Origin of the sequence: Nocardia sp. NPDC087230 (assembly GCF_044744725.1) — a bacterium.
GTDB lineage: Bacteria > Actinomycetota > Actinomycetes > Mycobacteriales > Mycobacteriaceae > Nocardia > Nocardia canadensis.
In genome coordinates, this window is the sequence record NZ_JBIUYV010000003.1 from 601841 (window position 1) to 617095 (window position 15255).

Genomic DNA, 15255 nt, shown 5'->3' on the forward strand with positions numbered 1-15255 from the left:
CGACCCGGAGTGGGGCGCCGGGGAGGGGAGGTCAGACGCGGGCCCGGGCCGCCCGGCCCAGCGGCACCACCAGCGGTGTCCCGGTTTCCGGATCGGGGATCACCCGGCACTCCACGTCGAAGACGGTGCGCACCAGGTCGGCGTCGAGCACCTGCGCCGGCGGACCGGCCGCGGCCAGCGCGCCGTCGCGCAGGACCACCAGGTGATCGGCGTAGCGGGCGGCCTGGCCGAGATCGTGCAGCACCATGATCACCGTGCGGCCCGCGTCGGCGTTGAGATCGGCGACCAGGTCGAGCACGTCGAGTTGGTGGCGCAGATCCAGGAAGGTGGTGGGCTCGTCGAGCAGCAGCAGATCGGTGTCCTGGGCCAGTGCCAGGGCGATCCAGGCGCGTTGCCGCTGTCCGCCGGAGAGCTGGTCGACGGACAGGTCGCGCAGCGCGGTGGTGCCCGTGCGCTCCATCGCCTCCTCGACCGCGGCCTGGTCGCTCGCCGACCAGGGTCGCAGCATCTTCTGATGGGGGTAGCGGCCCAGGCGCACCAACGCTTCGACGGTGATGGCCTCGGGGGTGATCGGCTGCTGGGGGAGCAGGCCCAGACGCAAGGCCAGGGTGCGGGCGGACATCCGGTGGATGTCGGCGCCGTCGAGGGTGACGGTGCCGCCCGCGGGCCGCAGCAGCCGGGTCAGGCCGCGCAGCAGCGTCGACTTGCCGCAGGCGTTGGGGCCGACGATCGCGGTGACGGCGTGCCCGGGCAGTACCAGGTCGAGGCCGTCGATGATGGTGCGCTCGCCGTAGCGCAAGGCCAGGTCGCGGGTGGCGAGTTCGTTGCGCGGTTGCTCGGTCATGCGGTCCTCCGATTCGCCGGGTTGCTGTCGCGCACGAGCAGCCACAGCAGCCACGGTGCGCCGACGGTCGTGGTGACGACGCCGACCGGCAGTCCCCGCACCGGCAGCAGGTTCTGCGCGATGAAGTCGGCGGCGGTGAGCAGGGTCGCGCCGGCCAGACCGGTGACGGCGAGGGTCGCCGCCGTCGGTGGTCCGCACAGCAGTCGCACCAGCTGCGGCACGGCGAGCGCGACGAACACGATCGGCCCGGAGATGGCCACGGCCAGCGCCGCCAGCGCCACCGCGGTACACAGCAGCCGCAGCCGCGCCCCCGAGACACCGACGCCGAGACCGCCCGCCGAGTCGTCGCCGAGGTCGAGCACGGCCAGGGTGCGGTACTGCACGCACAGGGCGACGAGTACGACGACGGAGCCGAGGGCGGCGCCGGTGACCTCCGGCCAGGTGCGGCCGTAGAGCGAACCGGCGGTCCAGTGCATCGCCGATCCCGCCAGCTCCCGGGGGAAGCGCACGATCACCAGATTCACCGCCGCGGCGAGTCCGGCCTGGATCGCCAGGCCGACCAGCACCAGCCGGGCGGTGGACAACTGCGACCGCCACCCGATCGCGCCGAGCGCGACCGCGGCGACCATGCCGCCCGCCAGCGCGGCGAGCGGAATCGAGTACTGGCTCGCGCCCGCGGCCAGCACGACCACCGCGCCGAGCGAGGCGCCGCCGGTCACGCCGATCACGTCGGGGGAGGCGAGCGGATTGCGGAACAGCCGTTGCAGCACCCCGCCCGCCACGGCCAGCCCGGCGCCCGCGACGACACCCGCCGCGATCCGGGGCGCGCGGAACTCCTGCACGACGTAGACGTCTCCGCGATCGCCGAGCCCGATCGCGGCCCGCGGCGCGGTGAGCGCGTCCATCGACACCTCGCCGGTGGCGAGCGCGACGGTCACGAGCGCCAGCAGCGCGACGGTCAGGACCACGGCGAGCAGCCGGACCCGCGCGGTCGTCGAAGTGGTTACCAGGGTGGTCATCGGCGCACCTTCCGCGTCGCGAGCACGGCCAGCAGCGGCGCCCCGAGGAACGCCGTGACGATGCCGACCTCGACCTCTGTCGGGCGCATGATCATCCGGCCGACGATGTCGGCGCTCAGCAGCAACAGCGGCCCGGCGAGCAGGCAGCCGGGCACCAGCACCCGGTGATCGGTGCCCGCGACCAACCGCACCAGATGCGGCGCGGCCAGCCCGATGAACGCGATCGGCCCGGCCACGGCCACCGCGGCGCCGGCCAGCAGGACGACCGCGACCATGCCCGCGACCCTGATCCGGGTGACCGGCACGCCCAGCGCCTCGGCCGCTTCGTCGCCGAGAGCCAGCGCGTTGAGCCCGGAGGTGATCGCCAGCCCGACGACCGCGCCGACCGCGAACAGCGGCAGCAGCGGAATCAGCACCGACAGTTCACGTCCCGCGATGGAACCGACCAGCCAGAAGCGGGCCTCGTCGAGGGTGCGCTCGCTGAACAGCAGGACCGCCGAGGTCCACGAGGCCAGCACCAGCTGCACGACGGTGCCGCCCAGCACGAGCCGGATCGGGTCCAGATCGCCGGACCGGCGCCCGAGGGTCAGGGTGGTCGCCGCCGCGACGGCGGCGCCGGCGAAGGCGAACCAGACGTACTGTCCGGGCTGGCTCAGGCCGAGCGCGTAGATGGCGGTGACCACGGCCAGCGCGGCCCCGGCGTTGATTCCGAGGGTCGTCGGCGCGGCCAGCGGATTGCGGCTCACCCCCTGCACGACGGCGCCGGCCAGGCCCAGCGCGGCCCCGACCACGAGCCCGACGACCGTGCGCGGCCACCGCATTCCGGTGATCACCGCGGCATCCCGATCGGTGCCGTGGCCCAGGATGGCGTCGACGACGGTGCCGACGGGCACCGACCGGGAGCCGAGCGCGAGACTCAGTACGACGCACAGCGCCAGCGCGGCGGCGCCGAGCGCGAAGACCGCGGTACGGCGCAGCGCCGGACTTCGCAGGACGGGAGTGGACACGGTGGGCATTCCTCATCGCGCACGACCGAGCGCACCTGGCCGTCGGGCAGGCGGAAGACGCTGTGGTGCGTGCGGATCGGTCGACGGGCGGGTGCGAGGCGACGGCGCGGTCGTCACCACCGCCGAGATGCGAAGGTTGCGAACCGGATCGCGAGAGACTTTAGGGTAGGCAAGCCTTAATGCGCAAGATCGTCGAGCTCAGCCACGCACGTGCCGGGTGACGAGGCGGTGCAGCAGCCGGGCCGCGGTGCGGGCGGTGCGCTGGTCGATATCGAGGTCCGGATTGAGTTCGGCGACATCGACGACGGCGAGCCTGCCGGAGGCGGTGACCTGGTCGCAGACGGCCTGGATCGTCGAGAGCGGGACGCCGTAGGCGGCGGGCGCGCTGACCCCCGGCGCGACCGCGGCGGGCAGGACATCGAGGTCGATGGTCAGGTAGAGCAGATCGATCCCGGCCAGGAACTCCGCGACGAACGCGGCGACCCGCTCCGGCGCGCAGTCGTCGTCGAGCAGATATCGCACGCCGAACCGGTCGGCGGTGTCGAACAGGACGGTGGTGTTACTGGGCTGACTGATCCCCAGCACCGCGTACCGCACGTCGGGATCGCGCTCGAGGATCTGCCGGAACGGGGTCCCGGAGCTGGGCACCGGATCGGGGCGCAGGTCGAAATGCGCGTCCAGATTGAGGATTCCGACGATCGTGCCCGGTGCGCGCCGCGCCGCGCCCGCCACCCCGAGGTAGGTCCCGTAGGCGACTTCGTGCCCGCCGCCGAGTACGACCGGGAACGCGCCCGCGTCCAGCAGCTCCGACACCGTCGCGCCCAGCCGGCGCTGGCCGTCCTCGAGCCGGCCGTCGGTGACGGCGACCGTGCCCGCGTCGAAGGCGCGCAGTGCCGTGCCGAGCGCCATCGGCGACAGCGCCCGGCGCAACGCCTCCGGGCCTTGCGCGGCACCGGTTCTGCCCTTGTTGCGCCGCACCCCTTCGTCACTGGCGAAGCCGACGAACACGCACGCGCCGGGATCGGTGCCCGGCGCGTACGGGGCGACGGCCTGGTGCCAGCGCAGGTGGTCGGGAGTGGTGCCGTCGATCCGGCCGGTCCACGCGGAGTCGGATGTCATCGGGTGGACCTCATTTCGTGGCGGCGAGCGCGCCGCCGCGCCACACCCGGTCGATCAGCGGAACACCCGGGCGGTAGGCCAGGTGCAGGTGGGAGGGGGCGTCGAGCGCGATCGCGTCGGCGCGCGCGCCGGGCGTCAGCGCGCCGATGTCGGTGCGGCGCAGTGCGCGTGCGCCGCCCGCGGTCGCCGCCCAGACGGCTTCGTCGGGAGTCATGCGCAGTTCGCGCACCGCCAGCGCGATGCAGAACGGCAGGCTCGTCGTGTAGCTCGTGCCGGGATTGCAGTCCGCGCCCAGCGCCACGGTGACACCGGCGTCGAGCAGAGCGCGAGCGTCGGGATAGCTGTTGCGCGTGCAGAAGTCGGCACCCGGCAGCAGGGTGGCCACGGTCTGGCTGCTCGCCAGCGCGTCGATATCGGCGGCGTTCACATGTGTCACGTGATCCACCGACGCGGCGCCGAGCTCCACCGCGAGTCGCACGCCGGGACCCTGGTGCAGCTGGTTGCCGTGCACGCGCGGCACCAGACCGTGCGCGATGCCCGCAGCGAGTACGGCGTGCGCCTGGTCGCGGTCGAACGCGCCCTGCTCGCAGAACACGTCGATCCACCGGGCGTGCGGCGCGCACGCCGGGATCATCTCGGCGCACACCATCGCCACGTAGTCGTCGGCGCGCCCGGCGTACTCCGGCGGCGGCACGTGCGCGGCGAGCAGGGTCACCTCGTCGGTGAACCGGCCCGCGATCCGCACGCTGCGCAGTTCGTCGGCGACGGTCTGGCCGTAGCCGCTCTTGCATTCGACCGTCGTGCTGCCCGCGCGCAGCGACTCGTCCATCAGTCGTGCCACGTTCGCGGCGAGCTGCTCGTCGGTCGCGGCGCGGGTGGCCTCGATGGTGGTGCGGATGCCGCCGGCGCCGTAGGGGCGCCCAGCCATCCTGGCCGCGAACTCTTCGGCCCGGTCTCCCGCGAACACCAGGTGCGAATGGGTCTCGACGAAACCGGGCAGCACGGCGCGCCCGCCGAGGTCGACGCCGGTGTCGGCGGCGGGCGCGTCGGCGCTGTCGCCGACCCACACCACCGTCGCGTCGTCGAAGACGACGGCGGCGTCGCGGCGCAGGCCGAGCGGGCCGTCGCCCAGGGCGGGGTCGTTGGTGACCAGGGTGCCGATGCCGGTCAGTGCGGTGGTGGGCACTGGGGGAGTCCTCCTAGGTGCGGGTGTCGACCATGTCGGTGTGCGCGGGGTAGATCATCCGCGCGGGCGGGTTGGCGGTGCGCCGGGCGACCGGGTAGTAGATCGCCGCGGTGAACACGATGCCGACGATCCAGGAGATGTCGGCGCCGCCGAGCAGCTCGGTGATCGGACCGGTGTAGAGCTTCTGGGCCAGGAACGGGATCTGGGCCAGCACGCCGAGGCCGTAGCAGGCCAGCGCGGGCACGTTCCAGGCGCCGTAGCGGCCGTGCGGGTCGTAGAGCGCGGGCAGGTCGACCCGTTCCTTCGAGATCAGGTAGTAGTCGATCAGGTTGATCGCGCTCCACGGCGTGAACACCATCAGCAGCACGAGCACGAAGTTCTTGAAATTGTTCAGGAAGTCCGCGCTGGCGGCGATCGCGATCAGCATCGACACACCGACGAACCCGACGATGTAGAGCGTGCGGGCACGGGTGGAGATCTGCGAGCGTCCGTCGAAGGCGGTGACGGTGGTCAGGATGGACATGAACCCGCCGTAGGCGTTGAGCACGTTGACCGTCAGCTTGCCCACCACGATCACCAGATAGACGCAGAAGGCGAGCAGCGCGGGCCCGGCCAGCTCACCCAGGAACCCGACCTGGTCGGCCAGGAAGGCCTTGCCCGCGACCGCGGCCACCAGCGCGCCGAAGGTCATCGCCCACTGCGAGCCGAGCACGCTGCCGAGGAACGTCGACCAGAAGGTGGTGCGCTCGCTGGTGCTGCGTGGCAGATAGCGGGAGTAGTCGGCGACGTACGGGCCGAAGGTCAGCTGCCAGCCCGCGCCGAGGGAGATGGCGAGCAGGAAGGTGACGACGTCGAAGCCGATCACCCCGACGAAGTCGCCGACCGGGTACTCGGCGAACAACCGCACCGTCAGGTAGGTGAAGCCGACGATCCCGATCACGGTCGCGATTCGCCCGACGACGTGGATCAGCCGGTATCCGGTGACCGCTACGAACGCCGTCAGCGCGCCGAAGATCACGATGCCGATCACCGGGTTGGCCACGTGCAGCATGTTGTTGACCGCCTGCCCGGCCAGCACCGTGCCGGTGGCCGCGAAGCCCAGGTACATCAGGATCACCAGCACCAGTGGCACGACCGCGCCCTTGACCCCGAACTGGGCGCGGCTCGAGATCATCTGCGGCAACCCCATGCGCGGACCCTGCGCGGAATGCAGTGCCATCACGACGCCGCCGACGACGTTGCCGAGCAGCAATCCGACGATCGCCCACAGCGCGTCGGCGCCGAACACGACCGCGAGCGCGCCGTCGACGACCGCCGTGATCTGCATGTTCGCCCCGAACCAGAGCGTGAACTGGCTGCGCGGGGTGCCGTGCCGTTCGCTGTCGGGGACGACGTCGATGGTGCGGCGTTCGGGGGTGAGGAGGTCCTCGGAACTGCCGGAGCTGGTCATAGCGGCCTGTCTTTCTGCGGTGACGCCGTCGAGCGTGTGGCCGGCGCGTGTGCGCTGGATCACGTCCGATATGTATATGCCTGTATAGACAGGTACGTCAAGCGTTAGGCTGCCCGGCGATCGGCCGCGCGTTGACACGGCTGTATATACAGGTTTATACATGTAGCGGTCGTTGTGACCGGCCCCACAGGCGAATCCGACGGGTATCACCCGATCCGTGCGCCTTTCCGAATCCCGGGAGAATGGTGTGAACAAGCCCGTTGCTGTGCTGACGCGAGGACTCACCGCGCGTCACATCCGTTTCATCGCGCTCGGCTCGGCCATCGGCACCGGCCTGTTCTACGGTTCGGCGGAGGCCATCCACCGGGCGGGCCCGTCGGTGTTGCTCGCCTATCTGATCGGCGGCGCCGCGATCTACCTCGTGCTGCGCGCCCTCGGCGAGATGGCGGTGAGCAATCCGGTCTCCGGCTCGTTCGGCGAGTACGCCAGCAAGCACCTCGGCCCGCTGGCCGGGTTCGTCACCGGCTGGACCTACACCTTCGAGATGCTCATCGTGTGTCTGGCCGACGTCACCGCGTTCGGCGTCTACATGGGCTTCTGGTTCCCCGATGTGCCCCGCTGGATCTGGGTGCTGTCGATCATCTTCTTCATCGGCGCGATCAACCTGCTCAGCGTCAAGGTGTTCGGCGAGGTCGAGTTCTGGTTCAGCCTGGTCAAGATCGTCGCCATCGTGGCCATGATCGCCGGCGGCATCGCCATCCTGATCTTCGGTTTCGGCCTGCACGACACCAGCGGCGGCGTGCAGAACCTGTGGGCCGACGGCGGCTTCTTCCCGACCGGCTTCGGTGGTTTCGTGGCCTGCTTCGCCATCGTCATGTTCGCCTTCGGTGGCACCGAGATCATCGGCATCACCGCCGGGGAGGCCGAGGACCCGCAGCGCACCATCCCGCGCGCGATCAACACCGTGCCCGTGCGGATCATCCTGTTCTACGTGCTCACCCTCGCGGTGATCATGGCGATCGAGCCGTGGCAGACCATCGGCGACGAGGGCAGCCCGTTCGTGCAGATCTTCCAGAGTCTGGGCCTGGGCCCCGCGGCGGCCGTGCTCAACGTCGTGGTGATCACCGCGGCCCTGTCGGCCATCAACAGCGACATCTTCGGCGCGGGCCGGATGATGTACGGCATGGCCCAGCGCGGCCAGGCGCCCGCGGTCATGCGGCAGGTCTCGCGCAACGGGGTGCCGTGGATGACGGTGGTCATCATGACCGTCACCCTGCTGGTCGGCGTGCTGCTCAACTACCTGATCCCGGACAGGGTATTCCTGGTGATCGCCTCGATCGCCACCTTCGCGACCATCTTCGTCTGGCTGATGATCCTGTTCTCGCAGTACCGCTCGCGGCAGCGGATGTCGGCCACCGAGGTCGCCGCGCTGAAGTTCCCGGTGCCGCTGTGGCCCTACGGGCAGCTGATCACCATCGGCTTCCTGATGTTCGTGATCGCGGTGATCGCCTTCGACGCCGACAGCCGGGTGGCGCTGGTCGTCGGCGCGGTCTGGCTGGTGCTGCTGTGGGTGGCCTACCGGCTCTGGGTCCGCCCTGGCCCGGCCACCGAGGCGCCCGCACCGGTCGCCGCGCCGGATCCCGTCGCCGATATCGCCTGAGAGATCTTGTCCCGCACCTCGTTCGGAATGGAGAAAACATAGTGAGCATCGACTCGGACCGGACCGCACCGGTCGCGGTGGAACCGGTCGTCGTCGGCACGGGGCCGGTGGCGCCCCAGGACGTGGTCCGGGTGGCCAGGGACGGTGTCGCGGTGCGGCTGTCCGAGCAGGCCCTCGCGGCGATCGGCGAGAGCCGCAGGCGGATCGAGGCCTTGGCGGCCGACCCCAAGCCGGTCTACGGCGTGTCCACCGGCTTCGGCGCGCTCGCCGTGCGCCACATCCCGCTCGAGCTGCGTCAGCAGTTGCAGCGCAGCCTGGTCCGCTCGCACGCGGCCGGTTCCGGCGCCGAGGTGGAGCGGGAGGTGGTGCGCGCGCTGATGCTGCTGCGCCTGTCGACCCTGGCCACCGGCCGCACCGGCGTGCGTCCGGTCGTCGCCGAGACCTACGCCGCGCTGCTGTCGGCGGGGATCACCCCGGTGGTCTACGAGTACGGCAGTCTCGGCTGTTCCGGTGACCTCGCGCCGCTGGCCCACGTGGCGCTGGCCGTCCTCGGTGAGGGCACGGTCCGCGACGCCGACGGCGAGCTGCGGTCCGCCGCCGAGGCGCTGGCGGACGCGGGCATCGCGCCGGTGGAGCTGGAGGAGAAGGAAGGGCTGGCACTGATCAACGGCACCGACGGCATGCTCGGCATGCTGGTGCTGGCCTGCCACGATCTGCGGCAGTTGCTGCGGCTGGCCGATGTCACCGCGGCCATGAGCGTGGAGGGTCTGCTCGGCACCGACAAGGTCTTCGCCGCCGACCTGCAGGCGCTGCGCCCGCAGCCCGGCCAGGCCGTGGCGGCCGCCAATATGACCCGCCTGCTGGCCGATTCGGCGATCGTCGCCAGTCACGCGACCCCCGACTGCACCGTCGTGCAGGACGCCTACTCGCTGCGCTGCGCGCCGCAGGTGGCCGGTGGCGCCCGCGACACCCTGGCCCACGCCGAACGCGTCGCCGGATACGAATTGGCCAGTGCCGTCGACAATCCCGTCGTCACCCTCGACGGCCGCGTCGAATCCAACGGCAACTTCCACGGCGCGCCCGTCGCCTATGTCCTGGACTTCCTGGCGATCGTCGTCGCCGATGTCGCCAGTATCAGCGAACGCCGCACCGACCGCTTCCTGGACAAGGCCCGCAACCACGGCCTGCCCCCGTTCCTGGCCGACGACCCCGGCGTCGACAGTGGTCACATGATCGCCCAGTACACCCAGGCGGCCATCGTCTCCGAACTCAAGCGTCTCGCGGCCCCCGCCTCGGTCGACTCGATCCCGTCCTCGGCCATGCAGGAGGATCACGTCTCCATGGGCTGGTCGGCCGCCCGCAAACTCCGCCGCGCCATCGACGGCCTCACCCGCGTCCTGGCCATCGAGGCCCTCACCGCCGCCCGCGCCCTGGACCTGCGCGCCCCGCTCGCCCCGGCCCCGGCCACCGCCGCCGTCCGCGACGCCCTGCGCACCCAGGTCCCCGGACCCGGCCCCGACCGCTACCTCGCCCCGGAAATCGACGCCGCCTACCACCTCGCCGGCTCCGGCGCCCTCCTCACCGCCGCCGAATCCGTCACCGGCCCCCTGGGCTGACCGTTCCCCGACCCTGGGCCCCGGCGAATTCACCGGGGCCCAGATCATTTTCGGCACGATCCGGTGCTCACCGTCGATCCACATCGTCGAACGCCAAGACTGGTACGTTCGTATCGGACTTGCCGATTCGCGGGGGTATCGACCATGTTGTCGCTGTACGACTATCAGCTGGCAATGCTGAACCCGATGTGCGATTCGGCCCCGGTCCAGGCGGCGGAACTGCTTCGGACGCTGGGGGTTACCCGTGCCGAGACCGCCGACGCCGCGCAACGCTACCGATCGGCGCCGCGGCGCGCATTCGACGACTACCTGGCGGCCTGGGGTGCACCCGAATCGCTGACCGTCGCGGCCTTCAACCGGAACATGGACATGCGGACCGCGCGGTGGAACCTGTCCTTCTGGCCGGACCTGCACATCGAACTGAGCAGCCCCCACGAACGATCCGTCTTCCGGCACTTCGTTCGCCGACCACATCTCCCACCCATGGTTCCGCGCTCGCTGGACGACCTCACCCCGTGGTCGTGTACCGCCGCCGAATTCTCGGCGGGCGGACTCGGTCCGATCGACCACGTCGATGGATTCGGCGGGATCGGCGACGTCTCGGCCTTCGCCGTCAGCGACCCGCACTCCCACGAGATCCGCACATACTGGGCATATTTCGACTGGAGCCTGCTCCAGGGGGTCGAACCAGCCCCCGACACGTACGTGTGGGATCCGTGCTGCGACGGCAGTACCGGGCAGCCACGGACATGAGCCCGGCTCTGTCGGAAGGGGCGACGTCGTCGGCCGTGTTGTCGCTGTACGACTATCAGTGGCGATGCTGAACGGGATGTGCGACAGCGCGCCCATCGAGGCGGCCGAGTTGCTCGGCACGCTCGGGGTGACCCGCGCGGAGACCGCGCCGGCGGAGCGGCGGCTTCGGCGGGCGCCGCTCCGCCGTCTCGACGACGTCACCAGACGCCTCGTCCGCCGTGGCGAATTCCCGCGCCCTCCCACGGAATCGGTGGCCGCCGTGCGGCCCTGGTCGTGCACCTACGACGAATTCGTCGGCCACCGGCACATCCACTACGTCGACGGGCTGCGGTCGATCCGGGATATCGACGCGTTCGTCGCGCCCGATCCGGAGGAAACCGGCCTCACCGACCTCGAGGTCGGCCCCGAACTCTGGCGCCGCGCCTTCGCCACGAGGTGACGCCGGAGAAGTCCTTCGTCGAGGAACTGGAGATCGACTCGCTCTCGCTGGTCGAGATCGCCGTCCAGCTCGAGGACAAGTACGCCGTCGAGATCCCCGACGAGGACCTGGCGAGTCTGCAGACGGTCGGCGACGCGGTCGCCTATGTGCAGCGGATGGAGGCCGCGCAGCCTCACCTCGCCGCGGAGATGGAGGCGAGGTTCCGGGCGGCACAGGAGGAGTGAGCCGACACTGCCGCCCGCGCCGGCGCACGGTGCGGGCGGCAGTGCGGGGGATCAGTTCTCCTGCATCGGAATACGTACCCCGCGCTCGCGGGCGATGTCGGCGGCGTGTTCGTAACCCGCGTCGACGTGGCGGATGACACCCATGCCCGGGTCGTTGGTGAGGACCCGCTCGAGCTTCTGGGCGGCCAGCGCGGTGCCGTCGGCGATGCACACCTGACCGGCGTGGATGGACCGGCCCATGCCGACGCCGCCGCCGTGATGGATCGACACCCAGGAGGCGCCGGAGGCGGTGTTGAGCAGGGCGTTGAGCAGGGGCCAGTCGGCGACGGCGTCGGAACCGTCGGCCATCGCCTCGGTCTCGCGGTAGGGGGAGGCCACCGAGCCGGAGTCGAGGTGGTCGCGGCCGATGGCCAGCGGCGCGGAGAGCTCGCCGGAGGCGACCATCTCGTTGAACTTCAGGCCCGCGCGGTGGCGCTCGCCGTAGCCGAGCCAGCAGATGCGCGCGGGCAGTCCCTCGAACTGCACCTTCTCCCCGGCCATGGTGATCCATCGCTTCAGGTGCTCGTTCTCGGGGAACAACTCCATGATGGCCCGATCGGTGGCGGCGATGTCCTTCGGATCACCCGACAGCGCGGCCCAGCGGAACGGGCCCAGGCCCTCCTCGAACAGTGGCCGGATGTAGGCGGGCACGAAGCCGGGGAACGCGAAGGCCCGGTCGTAGCCGCCCTTGCGGGCCTCGTCACGGATCGAGTTGCCGTAGTCGAAGACCTCGGCGCCCTTGTCCAGGAACCCGACCATGGCCTCGACGTGCTTGGCCATCGACGCCTGCGCCTCGGTGGTGAACCACGCCGGATCCTTCTCGGCCAGGGTGTGCCAGTCCTCGAGCGCGACCCCGAGCGGCAGGTAGGACAGCGGATCGTGGGCCGAGGTCTGGTCGGTCACGATGTCGATCGGGGCGTCCATGGCCAGCAGCCGCGGGAACACCTCGGCCGCGTTGCCGACCAGGCCGATCGACAGCGCGCGCCGCTCGTCACGGGCCGCGATCGCGAGCGCGAGCGCCTCCGGCAGAGTGTCGGCCTTGGTGTCGAGGTAGCCGTGCGCGATCCGCCGTTCGATGCGGGCCGGATCGCAGTCCACGCAGAGCGCGACGCCCTCGTTCATCGTCACCGCCAGCGGCTGCGCGCCGCCCATGCCGCCGACACCGGCGGTGAGGGTGATGGTGCCGGCCAGGGTGCCGCCGAATCGCTTGCGCGCCACCGCGCCGAAGGTCTCGTAGGTGCCCTGGAGGATGCCCTGGCTGCCGATGTAGATCCACGAGCCCGCGGTCATCTGGCCGTACATCATCAGGCCGAGCTGTTCGAGCTTGCGGAAGTCCTCCCAGTTCGCCCAGTCGCCGACCAGGTTGGAGTTGGCGAGCAGCACGCGCGGCGCCCACTCGTTGGTGCGGAACACCCCGACCGGCTTGCCGGACTGCACCAGCAGGGTCTCGTCGTCGGCGAGGGTCTCGAGGGTCCGCACGATCGCGTCGAAGGCCGCCCAGCTGCGCACCGCGCGGCCGGTGCCGCCGTAGACGACGAGGTCGTCGGGACGCTCGGCGACCTCGGGATCGAGGTTGTTCATCAGCATCCGCAGAGCACCCTCCTGCTGCCAGCCCCGCGTGTGCAGCTGCGGTCCGCGCGGCGCGGACACGGGCCGGGGGCCGGATTCGGGCTGGGTGGCGGCGTCGGTCATCGGTTCACTCCTCGGAAATGACGGCTGTGTCCTGGGTCACTGGAATCCAGACTAGTGGTATAGTCCTGTATATACAAGTAGCTGTCAAGCGTGCTGTGTCGTTCGGGCGCAACGTATTCTCTGGGCAAACTGAGGGAACGGATACCGTGGTGGCGATCGAAGTGGTCGATGCGGACCTGGCCGCGCTGTACGGCGAACTGGGGACCGAGTTCGCGGCGTACGAACGCGTCAAGCAGCTGATCATGGCGCAGATCAAGGCCGGTCGATGGACCGAGGGTGAGCAGATCCCGTCGGAGAACCAGCTGGTCAACGCGCTGGGCCTGTCCCGGATGACGATCAACCGGGCCCTGCGCGACCTCACCGCCGACGGCGCGCTCAACCGGGTGATGGGTGTGGGCACCTTCGTCGCCGCGACCAAGGCCGCCTCCCCGCTGTTCGAGGTCAGGAATATCGCCGACGAGATCTCCCGGCGCGGCCACCGGCACCGGACCGAGGTGGTGTTCGTCCGCGCAGAGGAGGCGGGCGACCGGCATCCGGTGCTCGGGAACGCCATGAGCGGCAGGGTGTTCCACTCGCTGCTGGTGCATATCGAGGACGACGTCCCGATCCAGGTGGAGGACCGCTACGTGAACCCGGCGCAGGCGCCGGACTATCTGGCGCAGGATTTCACCAGCATCACGCCGAATACCTATCTCAGCGAGGTGGCCCCGCTGATCCGCGGCGAGCACGTCGTCGAGGCGGTGCGCGCCAGCCGGGAGGAGTGTGCGCTGCTCGACATCGATCGCGACGAGCCGTGTCTGCTGATTCGGCGGCGCACCTGGTCCTCGGGTGGGCTGGTCAGCGCGGCCCGGTTGATCCATCCCGGATCGCGGAATCGGCTGGAGGGCAGCTTCGGCTCCGCGGCGAATGGCGCCGAATAAAAGGTCTCGGGACCGCCGAACAACTCGCCGCGCCATTCCGTGCAGTGTGAGCACTGTCCCGTGGCAGGCGCGACTCACCCTCCGGTGGTCCTCGGAATTGTTATGTGATCTGAATACTATGCAGCTTTGGCAAACGTTCAGCTAATCGCAAACACGTGCTTGACCTCGGTATATTTGTCGTAGGCGGGTGAAGCGCGATTTCGGGTTATCACTGTTTCGTGACGAACTGCGCGACATGCCGGATTCGGGCTGTACGTTTAGTGGCCCATGGCTCGCTGGGTCCCATTCGGGTAACGGAGAGGGCGGAAATGGCTACAGTCGCGCGGCAGTCGGGGCCGCACAGGGTGGGTGCCCGGCAGAGCTTTTCCGCAGTGAAATCGACGCTGTCGCCGTCGGCGCTGGTGACCGTCGGACTGATCTTGTTGATCCCGGTTCTCGCCACCGCGGGCCCGATTCTCGCGTCGGCGATGATCGCCCGGTACGCCGGGGTCGGGCCGTCGGGCGCGGTGGTACTGGCGGTGATCACCGCCGTCGTCGCGATCGCGGTGCTCACCGCGGGCTGGGCGTTCCGGCAGGCGTGGCGACGTGGTCCGGCCGGTCGGCCTTCGCTGGGTTCCTTCGCGCGGTAGGAGATCGCTATGCAGACGTACCGACCCGCCGCGGGCGCTGTGGTCCCCGCGATCGAGCCGATCGACACCCCGGAGGTCGCGCAGGAGTGCCGCCGCCTGCGCGTCGTCGCCCGCATCGACGACGCTGCCCTCTGGCAGGCGGCGGCGACGCGGCTGCTCGAGTGCGGCCGCCGGCGCTGGCGCACCCGCACCGATATCGCCGATCAGCCCGCGGTGCGCCGCTGGTCGCGCATCCAGGACCTCCAGGAGATCCCCGAACGGCCCAGCCTGCCCGCGTTGTTCGCCGCCGTCGCCGCCGGGGCGGAGATCGCCGCGGGGGACCCGTACGCCGACTTCGCCGCCGCGATCATGCTCCTGGCGAGCTGCCCGGCCGAAGTGGTGCTGCAGTCCGACCCGCGCACCGAGCCACGCGCCGTGCGCTTTTCGGTCTTCGCCCAGCGCGAAGACGACTTACCGCTCGCGGAGGACCTGATCACCACCACTCTCCGATCCTGTGGTGCTGTCCTGGCCCGTCGCTGCACGGTCCTGCGGCGCGGCCCGTCGATCCGTCCGCCCGCCCCTCTCGTCGACCACCCGCTGCCGGAGTTGCTCGTCCTCGGAAGCGGCACCGCCGCACGCTGATCAGCGCTCGACGAGGATGTCGGCCGGTGCGGCCGTG

General features: G+C 70.5%; 14 protein-coding genes and 1 pseudogene. 8 read left to right on the forward strand and 7 right to left on the reverse strand.

Annotated features, from left to right (window positions below; genetic code table 11):
- Nucleotides 1-31 precede the first annotated feature (31 nt).
- The 6 genes from ACIO52_RS14915 to ACIO52_RS14940 all read right to left on the reverse strand — a co-directional run bounded on the left by ACIO52_RS14915 (nucleotide 32) and on the right by ACIO52_RS14940 (nucleotide 6625).
- On the reverse strand, nucleotides 32-844 hold the full coding sequence (locus tag ACIO52_RS14915; protein WP_402644260.1) for an ABC transporter ATP-binding protein: 813 nt from the start codon (nucleotides 842-844) through the stop codon (nucleotides 32-34).
- Nucleotides 841-1863, reverse strand: coding sequence for a FecCD family ABC transporter permease (locus ACIO52_RS14920; RefSeq protein WP_402644263.1), 1023 nt, complete (start codon nucleotides 1861-1863; stop codon nucleotides 841-843). The genes ACIO52_RS14915 and ACIO52_RS14920 overlap by 4 nt, the downstream gene beginning before the upstream one ends.
- Complete coding sequence (locus ACIO52_RS14925; RefSeq protein WP_402644266.1) at nucleotides 1860-2870, reverse strand: FecCD family ABC transporter permease; 1011 nt, start codon at nucleotides 2868-2870, stop codon at nucleotides 1860-1862. Before ACIO52_RS14925 ends, ACIO52_RS14920 begins: the two co-directional genes overlap by 4 nt.
- A gap of 198 nt (nucleotides 2871-3068) precedes the next feature.
- Nucleotides 3069-3989, reverse strand: coding sequence for a formimidoylglutamase (gene hutG, locus ACIO52_RS14930; protein ID WP_218719740.1), 921 nt, complete (start codon nucleotides 3987-3989; stop codon nucleotides 3069-3071).
- A 10-nt stretch (nucleotides 3990-3999) separates the two neighbouring features.
- Complete coding sequence (gene hutI / locus ACIO52_RS14935; protein ID WP_316575209.1) at nucleotides 4000-5175, reverse strand: imidazolonepropionase; 1176 nt, start codon at nucleotides 5173-5175, stop codon at nucleotides 4000-4002.
- A gap of 13 nt (nucleotides 5176-5188) precedes the next feature.
- Complete coding sequence (locus ACIO52_RS14940; protein WP_218719738.1) at nucleotides 5189-6625, reverse strand: cytosine permease; 1437 nt, start codon at nucleotides 6623-6625, stop codon at nucleotides 5189-5191.
- A 247-nt stretch (nucleotides 6626-6872) separates the two neighbouring features.
- Between ACIO52_RS14940 and ACIO52_RS14945 the strand changes: the two genes are divergently transcribed.
- The 5 genes and pseudogenes from ACIO52_RS14945 to ACIO52_RS14965 form a co-directional block, all read left to right on the forward strand.
- The gene (locus tag ACIO52_RS14945; RefSeq protein WP_402644270.1) at nucleotides 6873-8285 is read left to right on the forward strand and encodes an amino acid permease; all 1413 of its coding nucleotides are present in this window, start codon (nucleotides 6873-6875) and stop codon (nucleotides 8283-8285) included.
- Nucleotides 8286-8332: 47 nt separating this feature from the next.
- The gene (gene hutH, locus ACIO52_RS14950) at nucleotides 8333-9901 is read left to right on the forward strand and encodes a histidine ammonia-lyase (RefSeq protein ID WP_394358724.1); all 1569 of its coding nucleotides are present in this window, start codon (nucleotides 8333-8335) and stop codon (nucleotides 9899-9901) included.
- Between the two features lie 144 nt (nucleotides 9902-10045).
- Nucleotides 10046-10654 carry a hypothetical protein gene (locus ACIO52_RS14955; protein WP_218719735.1) on the forward strand — a complete coding sequence of 203 codons (609 nt, stop codon included), beginning with the start codon at nucleotides 10046-10048 and terminating at the stop codon, nucleotides 10652-10654.
- A gap of 64 nt (nucleotides 10655-10718) precedes the next feature.
- Complete coding sequence (locus tag ACIO52_RS14960; protein WP_402644465.1) at nucleotides 10719-11093, forward strand: hypothetical protein; 375 nt, start codon at nucleotides 10719-10721, stop codon at nucleotides 11091-11093.
- Nucleotides 11087-11317: pseudogene (locus ACIO52_RS14965) on the forward strand (acyl carrier protein); the annotation flags it as partial. The gene ACIO52_RS14960 and the pseudogene ACIO52_RS14965, both read left to right, overlap by 7 nt.
- Before the next feature lie 51 nt (nucleotides 11318-11368).
- On the opposite strand, the gene hutU reads toward ACIO52_RS14965, so the two are convergent.
- Nucleotides 11369-13048, reverse strand: a complete 1680-nt coding sequence (gene hutU, locus ACIO52_RS14970) for a urocanate hydratase (protein ID WP_402644273.1) — start codon at nucleotides 13046-13048, stop codon at nucleotides 11369-11371.
- A gap of 146 nt (nucleotides 13049-13194) precedes the next feature.
- Between hutU and hutC the strand changes: the two genes are divergently transcribed.
- From hutC to ACIO52_RS14985, 3 genes are all read left to right on the forward strand, one after another.
- The gene (gene hutC / locus ACIO52_RS14975; protein ID WP_218719733.1) at nucleotides 13195-13968 is read left to right on the forward strand and encodes a histidine utilization repressor; all 774 of its coding nucleotides are present in this window, start codon (nucleotides 13195-13197) and stop codon (nucleotides 13966-13968) included.
- A gap of 371 nt (nucleotides 13969-14339) precedes the next feature.
- Nucleotides 14340-14597 (forward strand): hypothetical protein, encoded by a 258-nt coding sequence (locus ACIO52_RS14980; protein ID WP_218719732.1) that lies wholly within the window; start codon nucleotides 14340-14342, stop codon nucleotides 14595-14597.
- Nucleotides 14598-14606: 9 nt separating this feature from the next.
- Nucleotides 14607-15218, forward strand: coding sequence for a hypothetical protein (locus ACIO52_RS14985; RefSeq protein WP_316575201.1), 612 nt, complete (start codon nucleotides 14607-14609; stop codon nucleotides 15216-15218).
- Nucleotides 15219-15255: the final 37 nt, after the last annotated feature.

Bases quoted from the DNA above. Each gene is read 5' to 3' on its own strand.
- ACIO52_RS14920 (WP_402644263.1), bottom strand. From the start codon at position 1,863: ATGACCACCCTGGTAACCACTTCGACGACCGCGCGGGTCCGGCTGCTC.
- ACIO52_RS14940 (WP_218719738.1), bottom strand. From the start codon at position 6,625: ATGACCAGCTCCGGCAGTTCCGAGGACCTCCTCACCCCCGAACGCCGC.
- ACIO52_RS14960 (WP_402644465.1), top strand. From the start codon at position 10,719: ATGCTGAACGGGATGTGCGACAGCGCGCCCATCGAGGCGGCCGAGTTG.
- ACIO52_RS14985 (WP_316575201.1), top strand. From the start codon at position 14,607: ATGCAGACGTACCGACCCGCCGCGGGCGCTGTGGTCCCCGCGATCGAG.
- ACIO52_RS14915 (WP_402644260.1), bottom strand. From the start codon at position 844: ATGACCGAGCAACCGCGCAACGAACTCGCCACCCGCGACCTGGCCTTG.
- hutU (WP_402644273.1), bottom strand. From the start codon at position 13,048: ATGACCGACGCCGCCACCCAGCCCGAATCCGGCCCCCGGCCCGTGTCC.
- ACIO52_RS14955 (WP_218719735.1), top strand. From the start codon at position 10,046: ATGTTGTCGCTGTACGACTATCAGCTGGCAATGCTGAACCCGATGTGC.
- hutG (WP_218719740.1), bottom strand. From the start codon at position 3,989: ATGACATCCGACTCCGCGTGGACCGGCCGGATCGACGGCACCACTCCC.